17 protein-coding genes, 1 pseudogene and 1 riboswitch are annotated in these 16,608 nt (G+C 68.0%); of the genes and pseudogenes, 14 read left to right on the top strand and 4 right to left on the bottom strand.

Annotation, left to right across the window (positions count from 1 at the left end; genetic code table 11):
- The first annotated feature begins 13 nt into the window (after window positions 1–13).
- The 6 genes from HB681_RS24315 (at window position 14) to HB681_RS24290 (ending at window position 4,654) form a co-directional block, all read left to right on the top strand.
- Window positions 14–712, top strand: a complete 699-nt coding sequence (locus tag HB681_RS24315) for an HAD family phosphatase (RefSeq protein ID WP_213957433.1) — start codon at window positions 14–16, stop codon at window positions 710–712.
- Window positions 713–816: 104 nt separating this feature from the next.
- Complete coding sequence (locus HB681_RS24310; RefSeq protein WP_213957432.1) at window positions 817–1,860, top strand: cyclopropane-fatty-acyl-phospholipid synthase family protein; 1,044 nt, start codon at window positions 817–819, stop codon at window positions 1,858–1,860.
- Window positions 1,857–2,411: a DUF2878 domain-containing protein gene (locus HB681_RS24305; RefSeq protein ID WP_213957431.1), complete on the top strand. Its 555-nt coding sequence runs from the start codon at window positions 1,857–1,859 to the stop codon at window positions 2,409–2,411. Before HB681_RS24310 ends, HB681_RS24305 begins: the two co-directional genes overlap by 4 nt.
- A complete protein-coding gene (locus HB681_RS24300) occupies window positions 2,404–3,207 on the top strand; it encodes a DUF1295 domain-containing protein (protein ID WP_213957430.1) in 804 nt (267 codons plus the stop codon). Before HB681_RS24305 ends, HB681_RS24300 begins: the two co-directional genes overlap by 8 nt.
- A complete protein-coding gene (locus HB681_RS24295) occupies window positions 3,204–3,851 on the top strand; it encodes a DUF6134 family protein (RefSeq protein WP_213957429.1) in 648 nt (215 codons plus the stop codon). Before HB681_RS24300 ends, HB681_RS24295 begins: the two co-directional genes overlap by 4 nt.
- A 380-nt stretch (window positions 3,852–4,231) precedes the next feature.
- Entirely contained in the window at window positions 4,232–4,654 is a 423-nt protein-coding gene (locus HB681_RS24290; RefSeq protein ID WP_213957428.1) for a DUF2177 family protein, read from the top strand.
- Between the two features lie 21 nt (window positions 4,655–4,675).
- Here the strand turns inward: HB681_RS24290 and HB681_RS24285 are convergent, their stop codons facing one another.
- Together HB681_RS24285 and HB681_RS24280 are read right to left on the bottom strand one after the other, a co-directional pair.
- Entirely contained in the window at window positions 4,676–5,344 is a 669-nt protein-coding gene (locus HB681_RS24285) for a ChrR family anti-sigma-E factor (RefSeq protein ID WP_218628293.1), read from the bottom strand.
- Entirely contained in the window at window positions 5,341–5,994 is a 654-nt protein-coding gene (locus tag HB681_RS24280; RefSeq protein ID WP_213957427.1) for a sigma-70 family RNA polymerase sigma factor, read from the bottom strand. The genes HB681_RS24285 and HB681_RS24280 overlap by 4 nt, the downstream gene beginning before the upstream one ends.
- Window positions 5,995–6,107: 113 nt before the next feature.
- Here HB681_RS24280 and HB681_RS24275 point away from each other — a divergent pair, with 113 nt between their 5' ends.
- The 7 genes and pseudogenes from HB681_RS24275 to HB681_RS24245 all read left to right on the top strand — a co-directional run bounded on the left by HB681_RS24275 (window position 6,108) and on the right by HB681_RS24245 (window position 13,937).
- Complete coding sequence (locus HB681_RS24275; RefSeq protein ID WP_213957426.1) at window positions 6,108–7,478, top strand: FAD-dependent oxidoreductase; 1,371 nt, start codon at window positions 6,108–6,110, stop codon at window positions 7,476–7,478.
- A gap of 158 nt (window positions 7,479–7,636) precedes the next feature.
- Window positions 7,637–8,482, top strand: a complete 846-nt coding sequence (locus tag HB681_RS24270) for a DUF1365 domain-containing protein (protein ID WP_256354581.1) — start codon at window positions 7,637–7,639, stop codon at window positions 8,480–8,482.
- Window positions 8,479–9,651, top strand: a pseudogene (locus HB681_RS24265) (cyclopropane-fatty-acyl-phospholipid synthase family protein); the annotation flags it as partial. The gene HB681_RS24270 and the pseudogene HB681_RS24265, both read left to right, overlap by 4 nt.
- A 168-nt stretch (window positions 9,652–9,819) precedes the next feature.
- Window positions 9,820–9,928: riboswitch (TPP riboswitch) on the top strand.
- Window positions 9,929–10,003: 75 nt separating this feature from the next.
- Window positions 10,004–11,899 (top strand): phosphomethylpyrimidine synthase ThiC, encoded by a 1,896-nt coding sequence (gene thiC / locus HB681_RS24260; RefSeq protein ID WP_213957425.1) that lies wholly within the window; start codon window positions 10,004–10,006, stop codon window positions 11,897–11,899.
- A gap of 139 nt (window positions 11,900–12,038) precedes the next feature.
- On the top strand, window positions 12,039–12,716 hold the full coding sequence (locus tag HB681_RS24255) for a glutathione S-transferase family protein (protein ID WP_213957424.1): 678 nt from the start codon (window positions 12,039–12,041) through the stop codon (window positions 12,714–12,716).
- A gap of 8 nt (window positions 12,717–12,724) precedes the next feature.
- A complete protein-coding gene (locus HB681_RS24250; RefSeq protein ID WP_213957423.1) occupies window positions 12,725–13,234 on the top strand; it encodes a CinA family protein in 510 nt (169 codons plus the stop codon).
- Between the two features lie 154 nt (window positions 13,235–13,388).
- The gene (locus HB681_RS24245) at window positions 13,389–13,937 is read left to right on the top strand and encodes a hypothetical protein (RefSeq protein WP_213957422.1); all 549 of its coding nucleotides are present in this window, start codon (window positions 13,389–13,391) and stop codon (window positions 13,935–13,937) included.
- Here the strand turns inward: HB681_RS24245 and HB681_RS24240 are convergent.
- A complete protein-coding gene (locus tag HB681_RS24240; RefSeq protein ID WP_256354582.1) occupies window positions 13,927–14,184 on the bottom strand; it encodes a hypothetical protein in 258 nt (85 codons plus the stop codon). The genes HB681_RS24245 and HB681_RS24240 overlap by 11 nt on opposite strands.
- Before the next feature lie 77 nt (window positions 14,185–14,261).
- Complete coding sequence (locus tag HB681_RS24235) at window positions 14,262–15,296, bottom strand: AraC family transcriptional regulator (protein ID WP_256354583.1); 1,035 nt, start codon at window positions 15,294–15,296, stop codon at window positions 14,262–14,264.
- 129 nt (window positions 15,297–15,425) lie between these two features.
- Between HB681_RS24235 and HB681_RS24230 the strand changes: the two genes are divergently transcribed.
- Window positions 15,426–16,598: an isovaleryl-CoA dehydrogenase gene (locus HB681_RS24230; protein ID WP_213957421.1), complete on the top strand. Its 1,173-nt coding sequence runs from the start codon at window positions 15,426–15,428 to the stop codon at window positions 16,596–16,598.
- Window positions 16,599–16,608 lie beyond the last annotated feature (10 nt).

Below are 16,608 nucleotides of genomic sequence, written 5' to 3'. Positions count from 1 at the left end.
TTACGATCGGCGCATGCCCCGATTCCCCTTTGACGCCGTGCTGTTCGACTGCGACGGCGTGCTGGTCGACTCCGAACCCATCACCAACACCGTGCTGCGCGACATGCTCGAGGAACTCGGCTGGGCGCTGACACTGGAGGAATGCATGCGGACCTTCGTCGGCAAGGCGGTGAAGGACGAAGCCGCGCTCATCCAGCAGAAGACCGGCGTGGCCATCACGCCCGAATGGCTCAAGGGCTTCCAGGCGCGACGCAACGAGGCGCTCGACCGCGACCTGCTTGAAGTACCCGGCGCGCCCGAGGCGGTGCGCTCGCTACATGCCACGCTGCAGGGCCGCATCGCCTGCGCCTCGGGCGCCGACCTCGGCAAGGTGCGATTGCAACTGCAGAAGGTCGGCCTGCTGGATGCATTCGAGGGCCGCATATTCAGCGGCCACGACACGCCGCGCAGCAAGCCGTTTCCCGACGTCTATCTTGCGGCGGCTACATCGCTGGGCGTCGACCCGACGCGCTGCGCGGTGATCGAAGACACCGTGACGGGCGCCGCCGCAGGTGTCGCCGCGGGCGCCACGGTGTTCGGCTACAGCCCCGGCGGCCTGAGCCACAGCAGCGCCGACGCGCTGCGCGCCACCGGTGCGAGCCAAGTGTTCGTCGACATGGCGCAATTGCCTGCATTGCTGGCGAACTGGCGCCCCGCATCGCAGCCCCGCTGAACCGGTCGGCGCCGCGGCGCTGATCCAATCGGAGCGGCCCTGCGTATATGCATCAGATGTCCGGCCGGCGCACGAACGCGTGTGTCACGGACATGGAGATGCACATGCCGCAAAACGTCGCCGTCGCGATTCATTGGGTTGAGCAGGGGCTGGTTCCCGACCGCGTCGTCCGGCTGGGCATCCAGCGATTGCTGAAGGCGCGACTCGCCGAGTTGCACAGCGGCGACGCAGAGGCCACCGCGTCGCTGACGCGCGAGTTCATCAATGCGATGCGCACGGCAGAGGTCGCGCCATTGCCGGACAAGGCGAACGAGCAGCACTACGAGCTTCCCGCTGCCTTCTTCTGCGCGGTGCTGGGTCAACGTCGCAAGTACAGCAGCTGCCATTGGCCCGAGGGCGTCGACACTTTGGCGCAAGCCGAGGTCGCGGCCCTCGAAGCCACCTGCGAGCGCGCCGGCCTGGCCGACGGCCAGCAGGTGCTGGAACTGGGTTGCGGCTGGGGCTCGCTGACCTTGTGGATGGCCGAGCGCTACCCGCGCAGCCGGATCACCGCGCTGTCGAATTCGCAGGCCCAGCGCGCGTACATCGAGGCACAGCTGGCTGAGCGTGGCCTGGCCAACGTGAACGTGGTCACGCGCGATTTCAACGTCTTCGACACCCCGGAGCGATTCGACCGGATCGTTTCGGTCGAGATGTTCGAGCACCTGCGCAACTGGCCGCGGGCATTCGCCAACGTGGCCCGGTGGCTGTTGCCGGAGGGGCGCTTCTTCATGCACGTCTTCGCATATCGGGAGGCGCCCTATGCCTTCGTCGAGCAGGACGCGAGCGACTGGATGAGCAAGTATTTCTTCTCCGGCGGCATGATGCCGAGCGACGACCTCGCCCTGTATTTCCAGGATGATTTGCGCCTGTTGCAACGGTGGCGCTGGAGCGGCACGCACTACCAGCGCACGGCCGAGGCCTGGCTGCACAACATGGACGAGCGCCGCGGCGAATTGCGGCCGCTGTTCGACCACGTCTATGGCGACGACGCCGATGTGTGGTGGACGCGCTGGCGCTTGTTCTTCATGTCGGTGGCCGAACTGTTCGGCTACGACGGCGGGCAGCAGTGGTGGGTCGGCCACTACCTGTTCGAGAAACGCGCATGACGGGCCGCCCCACGCGCCCCATGCAGGTCGCGAACCTGGTGGTGTTCCAGCTGGCATGGTTCGCTGCCGTGCTGGGCGCGGCGCACGGGTTTCCGCTGCCGGGAACCGCCGGCGTCGTGGCGGCGATCGGCTGGCACCTCGGCATGTCCGCGCGGCCTGCAGCTGAAGCGAAGCTGGTGGGCCTCGCATGCCTGATCGGCTTCGCGTTCGAGTCCTTCACTGCGATGCGAGGCGTGGTCGCCTATCCGTCGGGCCAGCCGGATCCGCGCCTCGCGCCGTACTGGATGGTTGCGCTGTGGGGGCTGCTGGCCATCGCGCTGAACGTGACGATGCGCTGGCTCCGGCCGCGCCTCTGGCTGGCCGCGGTGCTGGGTGCGGTGGTGGGTCCTGCCTCGTTCGCGTCTGGCGTGAAGCTGGGCGGCGCGCGCTTCGTCGATGCGCCTTCCGCGCTGGCCGGACTGGCGTGTGCCTGGGCCGTCGCGTTGCCGCTGCTCGTCTGGCTGTCGATGCGTTTCGACGGCGTGGCCGTGCCGGAGCCAGCCCATGCTTGAACACTCGACGACGATCGGCGTGTCGCTCGCGGGCCTTGCCTTGACGCTCGTGCTGGCCTGCCTGACATGGCTGGCGAGTCTGGTGCGCCACGACGTGAGCCTGGTGGACCGGACCTGGTCCCTCTATATCGCCGGCGCCGGACTCCTGTACTTCGCGCTGCTTGCCGCGCCCGGCGCGCGCGGCCTGTGCATGGTCGTGCTGGCCGTGGCCTGGGCGCTGCGCCTCAGTCTCTTCATCAGCTGGCGCAACTGGGGCCATGGCGAGGATCGTCGATACCGGGAGATCCGCGCGCGCAACGAGCCCCACTTCGCGCTGAAAAGCCTCTACCTCGTCTTCCTGTTGCAGGGCGTGCTGGCATGGATGGTCTCTGCGCCCTTCCTGGCGGGCATGGCGGCAGGCGGGCCGATGAACGGGCTCGATGCCGCGGGGTTGGCGCTGGCTGCTTTCGGCATCGTCTTCGAGGCTGTCGGGGACTTCCAGATGTCGCGATTCCGGGCCGACCCCGCGAACCGGGGCAAGGTGATGGACCAGGGCCTGTGGCGCTTCACCCGGCATCCGAACTACTTCGGCGAGGCCTGCGTCTGGTGGGGCTTCTGGCTCGTGGCCATGGCCGGTGCGGGCTGGGCCGGTGCCTGGAGCGCGGTCTCGCCAGTGCTCATGACCGTATTGCTGCTGCAGGTCTCCGGCGTGCGCCTGCTCGAGAAGGACATTGCCGAACGCCGCCCCGGCTACCGCGAATACGTGCTGCGCACCAACGCCTTCATTCCGGGCCGACCGCACAGGGCGTCGCCGTGAGGGCGTCGACCCGGACCCGAGCACGCGCGTGGGTCCTGGCCGCGGCAGCTTCGGCTTCGGCTTCCGCAGCCACGGGCGGCGAATGGCGATTCCGCGTCCTGCTCGACAACGCGGAGATCGGCGAGCACCGGTTCAGCGTCGCGGCATCGGGCGACGACGAACGCAAGGTGACGAGCGAGGCGAACTTCGTGGTCCGCTTCCTGGGCATCGTGGCCTACCGCTACAGCCACAAGGCGACCGAGCGATGGCGCGGTAACTGCCTGGTGGAACTGCAGTCCACGACCGACGACGATGGCAAGTCGACGCGCGTGCATGCCGAAGCCCGCGACGAAGCAAGCCCGGCTTCCCTCGGTGCGTCGGTGCAGCCGCTGCCAGGTTGCGTGATGAGCTTCGCCTACTGGAACCCCTCGATGCGGAACCAGACGCAGCTGTTCAATGCACAGACCGGCCGGACCGAGGCGGTGCAGGTGAGCCGGGACGGCAGCGGCACCGTCGACGTCCGCGGCCAGCCGACCACCGCGACGCGCTGGCGCATCACCGGGCCGGCGAGGCCGGTCGACGTGTGGTACTCGGCAGGCGGTGAATGGATCGGGCTGGACTCGACGGTCGCCGGGGGTCGCAAGCTGAGCTATCGACTGAAGTGAAACAAGTCCGACGCTTGCAATCTTTTCTGCCGGCTGAGTTTGTCGGCGGTGCGCTGGATCACGCCGACGGCGTACTCTGCTCCGCGAATGCCCCCCGCCGTCAGCCTGCGGCTGCCGGCCCCTCCTCTATTTCGCTGCGCAGAGCACACCATCGACGTGATCCGGAGGCGCGGCGGTTGATCGGCCGGCACGACGCGACGTGTCCTGGGTCGAGGGCATCGGGTGTTCCCCGCAGCGAAATAAAGGAGGAGCCGAAGGCGGGGGACATTCGCGGAGGGGAATACCCGGTGTCCTCGGCCCGCGCCCCTGCTCGAGGTTCAGGTGCGTACCGCAATTGAAAGACTGAAGTGCCCCACGCAACAACCACAGCGAGCCCATCCATGTCCCTCCGACAAAGCGTCATCGCCTACTTCGCCACCGCGGTGGTCTTCCTCTCGCTCGACGCCCTGTGGCTGGTCACGATGGCCGACCGTCTCTACCGACCTGCGCTGGGAGACCTGATGCTTCAGCAGTTCGCCATCGGCCCTGCGCTGGCCTTCTATGCCATCTACTTCACCGGCATCGTCGTGTTCGCCATCGCGCCGGCTCTGCAGGCCGGGCGCGGGCGCTTGGCCTTTGGCCTGGGGGCGCTGCTGGGGCTCGTCGCCTACGCCACCTACGACCTCACCAACCAGGCCACGCTGAAAGACTGGCCCTTGCAGGTGACGCTGGCCGACCTGGTCTGGGGCACCTTCGTCACGGCAGTCTCCGCCACCGCCGCCTTCGCCATCACGCGCAGGCTCGCACGCGATCGACCCGGGTAGGAGGCGTCGTCGGCGAGGCGCCTACATGCCCACCATCGCGCCCAGCACCCGCGCGACCGCGCCATCGAACAACACCTTGCCCTGGACCGAGGCCAGGCAGATGCATTCGCCCGCGGCCTCCACCGTCGGCTGATGCCGGATGCTGCCGTCGGTCTCGTCGAAATCGCCAGGACCGAACAGGGCGCGGCCGTCGTGGAACTGGCCGTAGAGCACCTGCGTCAGCTCGGATTCGCTGTGTGTGTGCTGGGGCAGCATCTTGCCCGCGCCGATGCGCAGCAGGAACACGTTGGCCGCCTTGTCCCAGGGCAGCGTCACGCGGCTCCAGTGCATCCCCGGTCCGAGCCAGCGCCAGCGCGTGGCCACGCATCCGCGCATCGCGCGCGGCCAGGACATGCCCTCGGGCGCTGCCGGCAGGACGCCTGCTTCGGCAGGCGTGCGCGGCGCGGATGGTGAAAGAGCAGGTGAAGGCGCATCGATCGCGGCGAGGGTTCGCGCCAGCGCCTCTGCCTGCAACACTTCCGGCGACAGCGCTTCGAGCAGGGACCCGCCGGCCGCCTCGAAAAGGCGCATGCGCTCGCGGCAATGCGCGCAGCCCTCGACATGGGTGGCCACGAGCAATGAATGCCCGTTCAGGAGGCTGCCGGCCGCATGCGCCAGCAGGAGTTCGTCGTCGGGATGGTGGAGGATCATGATTCGGGTGCGTCGAGCAAACGGCGCAGGTGATTCACGGCAAGGCGCACGCGCGACTTGACGGTGCCGAGCGGAATGCCCAGCTCGCGCGCGATCTGCGCATGGGGCCGGTCTTCGAAGAAGGACAGTCGCAGCACCTGGGCCTGCTCGTCGGACAACTGCTGCAGGGCATCGCGCACGCCGACTTCGCGTTGCCGCGTGTTCATCTGCTCGTCGGGCGACGGTGCATCGCTGGCCACGGCGTCGCAGTCCAGGTCCTCGACGCCGACCGGCGCCCGGCCCTGATGCCGCAGATGATCGACGCGCAGGTTGCGCGCGATGGTGAAGATCCAGGTGGAGACGCTGGCCCGGTCCGCGTCGAACATCGCCGCCTTGCGCCAGACGCTCACCATCGCTTCCTGGGTCAGTTCCTCGGCAAGCCCTTCGGCGGTGCCCGAGCGCATGAGGTACGCCTTCACGCGGGGCGCGAAGTGCTTGAACAGGGCGGCAAAGGCCTCGCGGTCGCCGGCCAGCGCCACCGCCCTGGCCAGGGCGTTCAATTCCTCGATGGTTGGCATCGGTCCGCGGCCCTGCTGGAGTGTCACGACAGACAGGCAGGGCGAGCGCGACCGGATCGCGGTCACTGCCGATGGCGGTCGGACGGTGTTCATGCTGCTCTTACGCAGAGTCGGCCGGATTAGATCACAGCGAATTTGTGATCCGACCGGCCATCGGCCGCGTACAAGCACCAAGCCTTGCAACCCGCAGACCCGAGGATGACGCCATGACCCACGCCGCCGCGCCCCTTCGGCCGCCTCAGCCGCCCCATGCCGACGACAGGGTGCTGGACGTGGCCGTGATCGGGAGCGGCATCTCGGGCCTGTCGGCAGCCTGGTTGCTGGCACAGCGACACCGCGTGACGGTGTTCGAGGCGGACGGCCGTGCCGGCGGCCACAGCAACACGGTCGACGCGCCCGCGGCGGGCGGCGCGGTGCCGGTCGACACGGGATTCATCGTCTACAACGAGGCGGCCTACCCGAACCTCACGGCCTTGTTCGCGCATCTGGGCGTGCAGACCCAGCCGTCGGAGATGTCGTTCGCCGTCAGCATCGACGACGGCGCACTCGAATACGCCGGCACCAGCCTGGGCACGCTGTTCGCGCAGCGCGGCAATCTCGTCAGCCTGCGTTTCTGGTCGATGCTGCGCGACCTGGTCCGCTTCTACCGCCAGGCGCCGGCGGACGCCGCCGCCGTCGGCCTGATGCCGCTCGACGACTACCTCCGGCTGCGTGGCTACGGCCGCGCCTTCCGCGAAGACCACCTCTATCCGATGGCCGCCGCGATCTGGTCGACCCCGGCGGCACGCATCGGCGAATACCCGACCGAGGCCTTCGTGCGTTTCTGCGAGAACCACCGGCTTCTGAGCCTCGGCGAGCGACCGGCCTGGCGCACCGTCAGCGGCGGCAGCCGCCGCTATGTCGAACGCCTGGGCCAGGTGCTGGGCGAGCGCCTGCGGCTCGACAGCGCTGTCGTGGATGTGCAGCGCCGAGCGGATGGCATCGATGTGCGCACCGACGTCAACCGCGCGGCCCAGAGATTCGACCACGTCGTGATCGCGACCCACGCCGACCAGGCCCTGCGGCTGCTGGGCGATGCCAGTGCCGAGGAGTCGCGCGTGCTGGGCGCCTTCGGCTACAGCCGCAACCGCGCGCTGCTGCACAGCGACCCCTCGGTGATGCCGCAGCGCCGTGCCGTCTGGTCCAGCTGGAACTACGCAGCCGACCGCGCGAGGCCGGAGGCACTGAGCGTGACCTACTGGATGAACCGGCTGCAGGGCATCCGCGAGGACCTGCCGCTGTTCCTCACGCTCAATCCCCTGCACGAGCCGGCAAGCGCGCATGTCATTCACTCGGAAATCTACGAGCACCCGGTGTTCGATGCCGCGGCGGTGCGCGCACAAGGCCAGCTGCGGTCGCTGCAGGGGCAGCAGCGGACATGGTTCTGCGGCGCCTACTTCGGCGCGGGCTTCCATGAGGACGGGCTGCAGGCCGGGCTTGCCGTTGCGGAAGCGCTGGGCGGCGTGCGCCGGCCCTGGACCGTGGCGAACGAATCCGGCCGCATCCGATTGGGCATCCGATCCGTATCGACTACATGACAGTTCCTCAACCACGCAGCGTGCTGCCCGCAATGCGGGAACCCGGCCAGTCGCGCGAAGCCCCTTCGCGGGCACCCGCGGAACCGGCTTTGCCGGGCCGCCGGGTGCGCCCCCTTGAGGGGGCTGAGGGCCGCGGCTCCAAGCCTGCCCGCGCAGGCTTGGACGGCCCGCAAGAGCAGCCGCATCTGGCGGCCGCCCGGGCGCCGCAGGCGCATTCGGGGGGGAGCTTGTACGTCGGCACGGTGATGCACCAGCGGTCGCGGCCTGCGCGCCATCGTTTGCGCTACCGCGTGTTCTCGCTGCTGATCGATGTCGACGAGCTTGGGGCGCTCGCGCAGCGACTGCGGCTGTTTTCGCTCAACCGCTTCAACCTGTTCAGCCTGCACGAGCGCGACTACGGCACCGGCGACGGCCACGGGCTGCGGGCCCATGTGGAGCGGCAACTGGTCGCGGCCAATCTGTGCCCCGGCGGCCCGATCCGCCTGCTGACCATGCCGCGCATCCTCGGCTACGCATTCAACCCCCTCAGCGTGTACTTCTGCCACCACCCCGAAGGCGGCCTGCAGGCCATCCTCTACGAGGTCAACAACACCTTTGGCGAAAGGCACAGCTACTTCGTCGCGGTGGACGAATCCCGGCGTGACGACAGGCAGATCAGGCAGCGCTGCGACAAGCAGTTCCACGTCTCGCCCTTCCTTCCGATGCAGATGGCCTACGGCTTCTGCATCGAGCCGCCGCATGCCGACAGGGAGGGCCTGCGCGTCGAAGTGACGGTCGAGGATGCGCAGGGTGTGGTGCTCACCGCCCGCTTCGACGCCCGCCGGCGCGCGCTGAGCGATACGGCGCTGGCACTCGTCTTCTTCTCTCATCCACTTCTCACGCTCAAGGTCATGGCAGCAATTCACTGGGAGGCATTGCGCCTCTGGTTCAAGGGTGTGCGTCCGCATCGACATCCGCCCGCTCCGGCGCGTGCGGTGACCATCGTCGAGCCGGTGGAACGATGAGTGCGTCTTCGTCATCCTCGGGCAGCCGTCATCGGCCAGTTCGTCCGCACGGGTGGGTGGGCGCAACGCTCTCGGCCTGGGCCGGCTGGCCGCTCCGGCGACTGTTGCTGAGCCTGCTGCAAAGGCTGTCGATCGGCACGCTGACGGTGGAACTGCCGGGCGGCGAACGCATCGAAGGCCGCGGTGCGGGCCCGGGGCCGCAGGCCTCGATCTCGCTGCATCGCTGGCGCCCTCTCTGGCGCTTGCTGCTGCGCGGCGACATCGGGCTGGCGGAGTCCTATCGCGACGGGGACTGGTCGAGCCCGGACCTGCCGGCGTTGCTGGACCTGGGCCTGCGCAACGAAGCGGGCTGGGGCCGCGCGCTCGATGCCTCCTGGCCGGCGCGCTGGCTCGGGCGGCTGCTGCACTTCGGCAATGCCAACACACGCCGCGGGAGCCGGCAGAACATCGCGTTTCACTACGACCTCGGCAATGCGTTCTACGCGCTGTGGCTCGATCCGGAGCTGATCTATTCGAGCGCCCTCTACGCGCAGGGCGACGAATCGCTGGAGCAGGCGCAGGCCCTCAAGCTCGCGCGCATCGTCGGGTTGCTCGACCTGGAAGAGAACGCGAAGGTGCTGGAGATCGGCTGCGGATGGGGTGCGCTGGCCCTCGCGCTTGCGCGCCGGCCGGGCGTCCAGGTCACCGGCTTGACGCTGTCCGCGCAGCAGCTGACCCACGCACGGCGGCGGGCAAGCGAGCTGGGGCTGGAGGCATGGGTCGACTTGCGGCTGCAGGACTATCGCGACGTGGAGGGCCAGTACGACCGCATCGTTTCCATCGAGATGCTCGAAGCGGTGGGCGAGCGCTACTGGCCGCGCTACTTCGAGACGCTGCGGCAGCGCCTGCGCCCCGGCGGCACGGCAGTCGTGCAGGTCATCACGATCGCGGACGAACACTTCGACCGCTATCGCAGCCAAGCCGATTTCATCCAGCACTTCATCTTCCCCGGCGGCATGCTGCCGTCCTTCGCCGCGATGCAGTCGCAAGCCCGGCGCGCAGGCCTGAGCCTGCGGAAGGACCTTTGCTTTGGCGAGAGCTATGCAAGCACGCTGGCCGAATGGCGGCACCGCTTCCTGCAGGCCTGGCCGCAGGTCGCGGCGCTCGGCTTCGACGCCTCGTTCCGGCGGCTCTGGGAGTACTACCTGTGCTATTGCGAAGCCGGCTTTCGCTCAGGGCGGGTGGACGTGGGGCTCTACACCCTTGCCCATGCCGAGCAGCCGCCGATTGAGCCCTCACTTCCTGACACAACTCCGCGCGCATCTGTCAGGGTTCGGCGAGCAGGCAGGCCTAGAATCCGCCCCGCTCCGGGGTACACGCATCAGCGTGCTGAGATGGTCGTCAGGCGACCGAACCCGCGAACTTGAACCGGTTAGTACCGGCGGAAGAAGAGCTGCAGTTCCCCAGGATTCCACAGGCCGTCAGGGCCGGGGGTCCGTCGAGCGATCGCGGAGCACCCCTCATCAACCTGGAGTGCCCCACATGAATGCAGTCGACAAGTTTGCCTCGTTGCTCACACTGACGCGCGAGCCCTTCCCCGCTTCCACCAAGTCCACCATCACCGGCAGCCGGCCCGACCTGCGCGTGCCTGTGCGCGACGTGGCGCTGACCAATGGCGAGCGCGTGTCGCTCTACGACACCTCGGGGCCGTACACCGATGCCGCCGTCGACATCGACGTGCGACGCGGCCTGCCCGACGTGCGCGCCGCATGGATCGCCGAGCGCGGCGACACCGAGCGCTACGAAGGCCGCCTGCGCGCGGCGCTCGACGACGGCGTGAAGCATGAGGAACGCATGTCCGACAAGGAGGGCGAGCGCATCGCGCAACTGCGCGCCGAAGCCTCCGCCCTGCAACGAACGCCGCGCCGCGCGCGCAGCGGCGCCAACGTCACGCAGATGCACTACGCCCGCCGCGGCATCGTCACGCCCGAGATGGAATACGTGGCCTTGCGCGAGAACGGCAAGCGCGAGTGGATGGCCGAATACCTCGACAACGACGAGCGCGCCAAGCGCGTGGCCGGCAATCCGATGGGTGCGCGCATCCCGCAGATCATCACGCCCGAGTTTGTGCGCGACGAGGTGGCGCGCGGCCGCGCGATCATCCCGGCCAACATCAACCATCCCGAGGTCGAACCGATGGCGATCGGGCGCAACTTCAGGGTAAAGATCAACGCCAACATCGGCAACTCGGCCGTCACGTCGAGCATCGAGGAAGAGGTCGAGAAGCTGGTCTGGGCGATCCGCTGGGGCGCGGACAACGTGATGGATCTTTCCACCGGCAAGAACATCCACACCACGCGCGACTGGATCGTGCGCAACTCGCCGGTGCCCATCGGCACGGTGCCGATCTACCAGGCGCTGGAGAAGGTCGGCGGCGTGGCGGAAGACCTCACCTGGGAGATCTACCGCGACACGCTGATCGAGCAGGCAGAGCAGGGCATCGACTACTTCACCATCCACGCCGGCCTGCGCCTGCCCTTCATCCACCTGACGGCGAACCGCATGACCGGCATCGTCTCGCGCGGCGGATCGATCATGGCCAAGTGGTGCATCGCCCATCACAAGGAGAGCTTCCTCTACACGCACTTCGAGGACATCTGCGACATCATGAAGGCCTACGACGTGAGCTTCTCGCTCGGCGACGGCCTGCGCCCCGGCTCGGGCGCCGATGCGAACGACGAGGCCCAGTTCGCCGAACTGCGCACGCTCGGCGAACTCACGAAGGTGGCATGGAAGCACGACGTGCAGACCATGATCGAGGGCCCCGGCCACGTGCCGATGCACATGATCCAGGCCAACATGGACGAGCAGTTGAAGACCTGCCACGAGGCGCCGTTCTACACGCTCGGCCCGCTGACCATCGACATCGCGCCGGGCTACGACCACATCGCCAGCGCGATCGGCGCCGCGATGATCGGCTGGGCCGGCACCGCGATGCTGTGCTACGTCACGCCGAAAGAACACCTGGGCCTGCCGGACCGCGACGACGTGAAGCAGGGGATCATCGCGTACAAGATCGCCGCGCACGCGGCCGACGTGGCAAAGGGCCACCCCGGTGCGCGCTCGCGCGACGATGCGTTGAGCAAGGCGCGCTTCGAGTTCCGCTGGCAGGACCAGTTCAACCTCGGCCTCGACCCGGACACCGCGCGCGATTTCCACGACGAGACGCTGCCGAAGGACGCGAGCAAGACGGCGCACTTCTGCTCGATGTGCGGACCGAAGTTCTGCTCGATGAAGATCACGCAGGAGGTGCGCGAGTACGCCGCGGCGAAGGGGCTGGCAGAGGATGCGGCGCTCGCGCAGGGCATGAGCGCCAAGTCGGCCGAGTTCAAGGCCGGCGGCGGCGAGTTCTACATCCCGCTACAGCCTGCGGCTTGAGCGGCGGCCGTTGACGGAGCGCGACTTGCGTCGACTCGCTGCGACTTGCAGGTCGCCCCCGGAATTCGCGGGTTTGCACGGGTCTGCAGGGCACGCCCGCGTCTGGACTGCGGACGATGCCGGCCCGTAGACTTCTCCGATGATCGTTCTCCACCACTGCATGAGCGCCCGCTCCTTCCGCCCGCTCTGGACCCTCGAGGAACTCGGCGTGCCCTATGAATTGCGCATGCTGCCCTTTCCGCCGCGCGTGTTTGCCAAGGAGTACCTCGCCCTCAATCCTCTGGGGACGATTCCGCTGCTGGAAGACGGCGCCACCCGCATGACCGAGTCGGCCGCGATATGCCAGTACCTCTCGGTGCGCTGCGATCCCGACAACCGCACCGGCATGCAGGTGCGCCCCGACGAGCCGGCCTACGGCGCATGGCTCAACTGGCTGCATCACGGCGAGGCGACGCTGACCTTTCCGCAGACCATCGTGCTGCGCTACCGCTACTTCGAGTCGCCCGAGCGCAAGCTGCCGCAGGCGGCGGAGGACTATGCCAAGTGGTTCCTGTCGCGCCTGCGCGGGATCGAGGCGGCGCTGGAGGGCAACGAATGGCTTTGCGCGGGCCGCTTCACCGCCGCCGACGTGTCGGTGGGCTATGCGTTGCTGCTCGGCAACCAGATCCATCTCGCGAAGCAGTTCCCGCCGAACGTGGCAGCGTATTGGGAGCGGCTGCAGCAACGCGAGGGCTACAAGCGCGCGATGGTCGCGCAGCAGGAGGCAGCGGTGGCGCAGGGCGTCGCGACGAATGCCTCGGCGGCACTGCAGGACTGACATCGCCCATGTCGACCCACGATAGCCTTCCGGCGCTGGCGGACCTGGCTGCGCGCGTCGGTGCCACGCTGCGCGAACGGGGCCAGCGGGTGGCCGTGGCCGAGTCGTCCGCGGGCGGACTGGTGTCGGCGGCGCTGCTGGCCGTGCCGGGCGCGTCGGCCTACTTCCTTGGCGGCGCGGTCGTCTACTCGCGGCGCGCCGGCCGCAACATGCTCGGCGTGACCGCGGAGGACATGGCCGGCATGCGCGCCGAGACCGAGCCCTATGCCACCTTCATCGCCGGCCGCATGCGCGACCGGCTGCATGCGACCTGGGGCATCGCCGAGAGCGGCGCAGCCGGCCCGATGGGCAGCCCCTACGGCGATGCGCCGGGGCATGTGTGCGTCGCAGTCGTCGGCGAAGCCTCGTCGCGCGTGCGAACCATCGAGACCGGCGACACGAATCGTGCAGCCAACATGGATGTGTTCGCGCGCCAGCTGCTCGCGCTGTTCGACGAAGTGCTGCAATCGTCGGGCTGATACGACTTCGCGATCAAACGCATAACTGCGTTGGATCGCCTTGCCGTGCTGCAGCACTGTCTGCGGCGCAAGTCAGCTTCCTTCAAGCATTGCGAACGTAAGGTGCGGCCTCCCGACACACTGCGGGCCAGCGCACGGCCCGACCGTCCGCTGCATGCCGTCCGCCCAGATCACCACAGTCTCCAGACCCGAACCCACGCCCGTGCAGAAGGGCATGGTGCTCGCCTGCGCGTTGCTGTTCATCGCCGGCCTGGTCTATGCCAGCAAGCTGCCACCCTTCCTGCCGGATGAATTCCTGCTGGCGCTGGCCTGGAAGTATTCGGCGCTGCTGTCGATACCGCTGGCCTACCTGCTGCTGCACGCCAACCGGGATAGGCACATGCCGAAGGGGCCGTACCTGGTGATCCTTCCGTTCGTCCTCTACTTCGGACTGGCGCAGTTCGTGCTGTTCGTGCCCGACCTCCTCGCGGGCTTCACCAGCGGGCCGGGGGCGAGCAGGATCGTGTCGGTGTCGCAAGTGCAGGAGAACAGCACGATCTGCGGCAAGCAGGCGCACATCGAGGTGGCCGGCTATTCACCGGTGTCCTTCGACCTCTGCGTGTCGCAGGCGCTTGCGCAGACGCTGCTGGCGGGCGACAAGCTGCTGCTCGAAGGCAAGGCCGGGCTGGGCGGCCTGCTCGTGCTGCGGCAGGTCAAGCTGTAAGCATGTCCTCGATCCATTCGCCGATGTCGGCGCCGGGGTCGGAGATGGGGTGCAGCTTGTCGCTGCGGCAGAAGTACGTCCAGCCTTCGAAAGCCACGTCGTAGTAGGTGCCGGGCAGGTAGCTCAGGTCCGGCGCCTCGTAGGGCGCCGACACCACTTCGACGATGCGATTGACCGCGCCGCGGGTGGCGGGGCTGGCCTCGCAGCTGCTGTCGACGTAGCAGAGAGTGCCGATCTGGATGGTCATCGCGAATCCTCCTTGGGAGAAATGACGGTGAAGCGGCCATTGTGGGGTGCGTGGCTACTTCTTGTGGAGTTCCGGGGCTATTCAGCCGCGGCCGCGCGGCGCCGCAGCGCGCCAGGCGACTCGCCCGTCCACTCGCGGAAGGCGCGGGAGAAGCTCTTTTCGTTGCGAAAGCCAACCGCCAGCGCCACCTGCTTGATGGGACGCGCGGTGCGGCGCAGCTGCTCGATGGCCTGGTCCTTGCGCACTTCGTCCTTCAGCGCCTGCAGGGACACGCCTTCGTCGTGCAGTTGCCGGTGCAGCGTGCGCGCGGAGATGTGGAGCAGGGCGGCCAGTGCCTCTGCATGGATCACCTCCGCAGGGCGTGCCCGCATCAGCTCGCGCACGCGCTGGCCCAGCAGCCGGTCGCGGCGGTACTGCAGGACGGTGAGCGGCAGCGCGCGCTTGAGCATCGTGCGCAAGGCGCGCTCGTCGCGTTGCAGCGGCAGCGCCAGGTAGCGCGCGTCGAAGCTGTAGCTGGCTTTCGGCGCACCGAAGTGCAGGTCGCCGCCGAACATCAACGGGTAGGCATCGCGGTGCGGCGGCGCGTCGAATGGAAAGCGGGCCTCGCGCAACGAGATGCGCGAGTCGATGGCCCAACAGGCGTAGCCGTGCAGGAAGCGCAGGTTCGACACCAGGCAGAACTCGCGGAACGCGCCAAGGTCGCGCTGCTCGGTGATGGTCACGGTGGCCATGCCTCCGGCAACGTGCAGGTCGAGCAGGATGTCGTCCGTCAACAGGCGCAGATGGCGGCACCAGCGCTTGATGGCCACGCCGAGATCTGGCGAACCGAGCGAGGCGCGGCACAGCATGCCGTAGGAGCCCCAAGGCAACTTGCGCGAGAACCAGCCGAGCGCCTCATCGTCCAGTTCCTGCATCGCATGGGCATTGAGCGCCTCGAACTGCGCGGCGGTCACGCGCGCCTGTGGGCGGGCCAGTTCGCGCGGCGCAATCTGTGCCTGCCTCAGTGCTTCTGCCGGGTCCCTGCCGTAACGCTGGTAGCCCTGCACGATCGCTCGCACAAAGGCCATCGGCGTGGCCGCGCGGCCGGACGGAAGGAGCTGAGAGGAAGACATCGGGCGGGGCAATCCAGGTGGCGCAATTTGCAACCATTGTGGCGCCAATTGAGGCGGCACAGGGCGTAAGCTGCGGTTCTGCAAGCGCCGACTCGCGGCGTTCCGTGACCCCACAGGAGACAAAAACCCATGCACGATCCCGGCCTGAACTTCGACCTGGGCGACACCATCGACTCGCTGCGCGACGCCATCCAGGACTTCGCCGCCAACGAGATCGCGCCGCGCGCGGCCGACATCGACCGCGACAACCTGTTCCCGCACGACCTGTGGAAGAAGCTCGGCGACCTCGGGCTGCATGGCATGACGGTGAAAGAGGAATACGGTGGCACCGAACTGGGCTACCTCGCGCACATCGTGGCGATGGAAGAGGTCTCGCGTGCATCGGCCTCGGTGGGCCTGTCGTATGGCGCGCACTCCAACCTGTGCGTGAACCAGATCCACCGCAACGGCACCGATGCGCAGAAGAAGAAATACCTGCCCAAGCTGGTGAGCGGCGAGCATGTCGGCGCGCTGGCGATGAGCGAGCCCAACGCCGGCTCCGACGTGGTCAGCATGAAGCTCAAGGCCGAGAAGAAGAGCGGCTACTACGTCCTCAACGGCGGCAAGATGTGGATCACCAACGGCGGCGACGCCGACACGCTGGTCATCTACGGCAAGAGCGAGCCCGAGATGGGCGCGCGCGGCATGACGGCCTTCATCGTCGAGAAGAACTTCAAGGGCTTCAGCGCCGGCACCAAGCTCGACAAGCTGGGCATGCGCGGTTCCAACACCTATCCGCTGTTCTTCGACAATTGCGAAGTGCCCGAAGAGAACGTGCTCGGAGGCGAAGGCCAGGGCGCCAAGGTGCTGATGAGCGGCCTCGACTACGAGCGCGCCGTGCTCTCCGGCGGCCCGCTGGGCATCATGGCCGCCTGCATGGACGCGGTGCTGCCGTACATCCACGAGCGCAAGCAGTTCGGCCAGAGCATCGGCGAGTTCCAGTTGATGCAGGGCAAGCTGGCGGACATGTATTCGACCTGGCAGGCCACGCGCGCCTATGTCTACGCGGTCGGCAAGGCCTGCGATCGCAACGACCATGCGCGCACCTTCCGCAAGGACGCGGCCGGCGCCATCCTGTACTCGGCCGAGAAGGCGACGTGGATGGCCGGCGAGGCGATCCAGACACTGGGCGGGGTGGGCTACACCAAGGACTTCTCGGTGGAGCGCCTGTGGCGCGACGCCAAGCTGTACGAGATCGGCGCGGGCACGAGCGAGGTGCGGCGCATGCTGATCGGCCGCGAGCTGTTCGCCGAGACGGCCTGAGGAGCACGCC

It is taken from the genome of Variovorax sp. dw_954 (assembly GCF_018449755.1).
GTDB lineage: Bacteria > Pseudomonadota > Gammaproteobacteria > Burkholderiales > Burkholderiaceae_C > Variovorax.
This window is presented reverse-complemented; position numbering and strand designations above follow the sequence as displayed.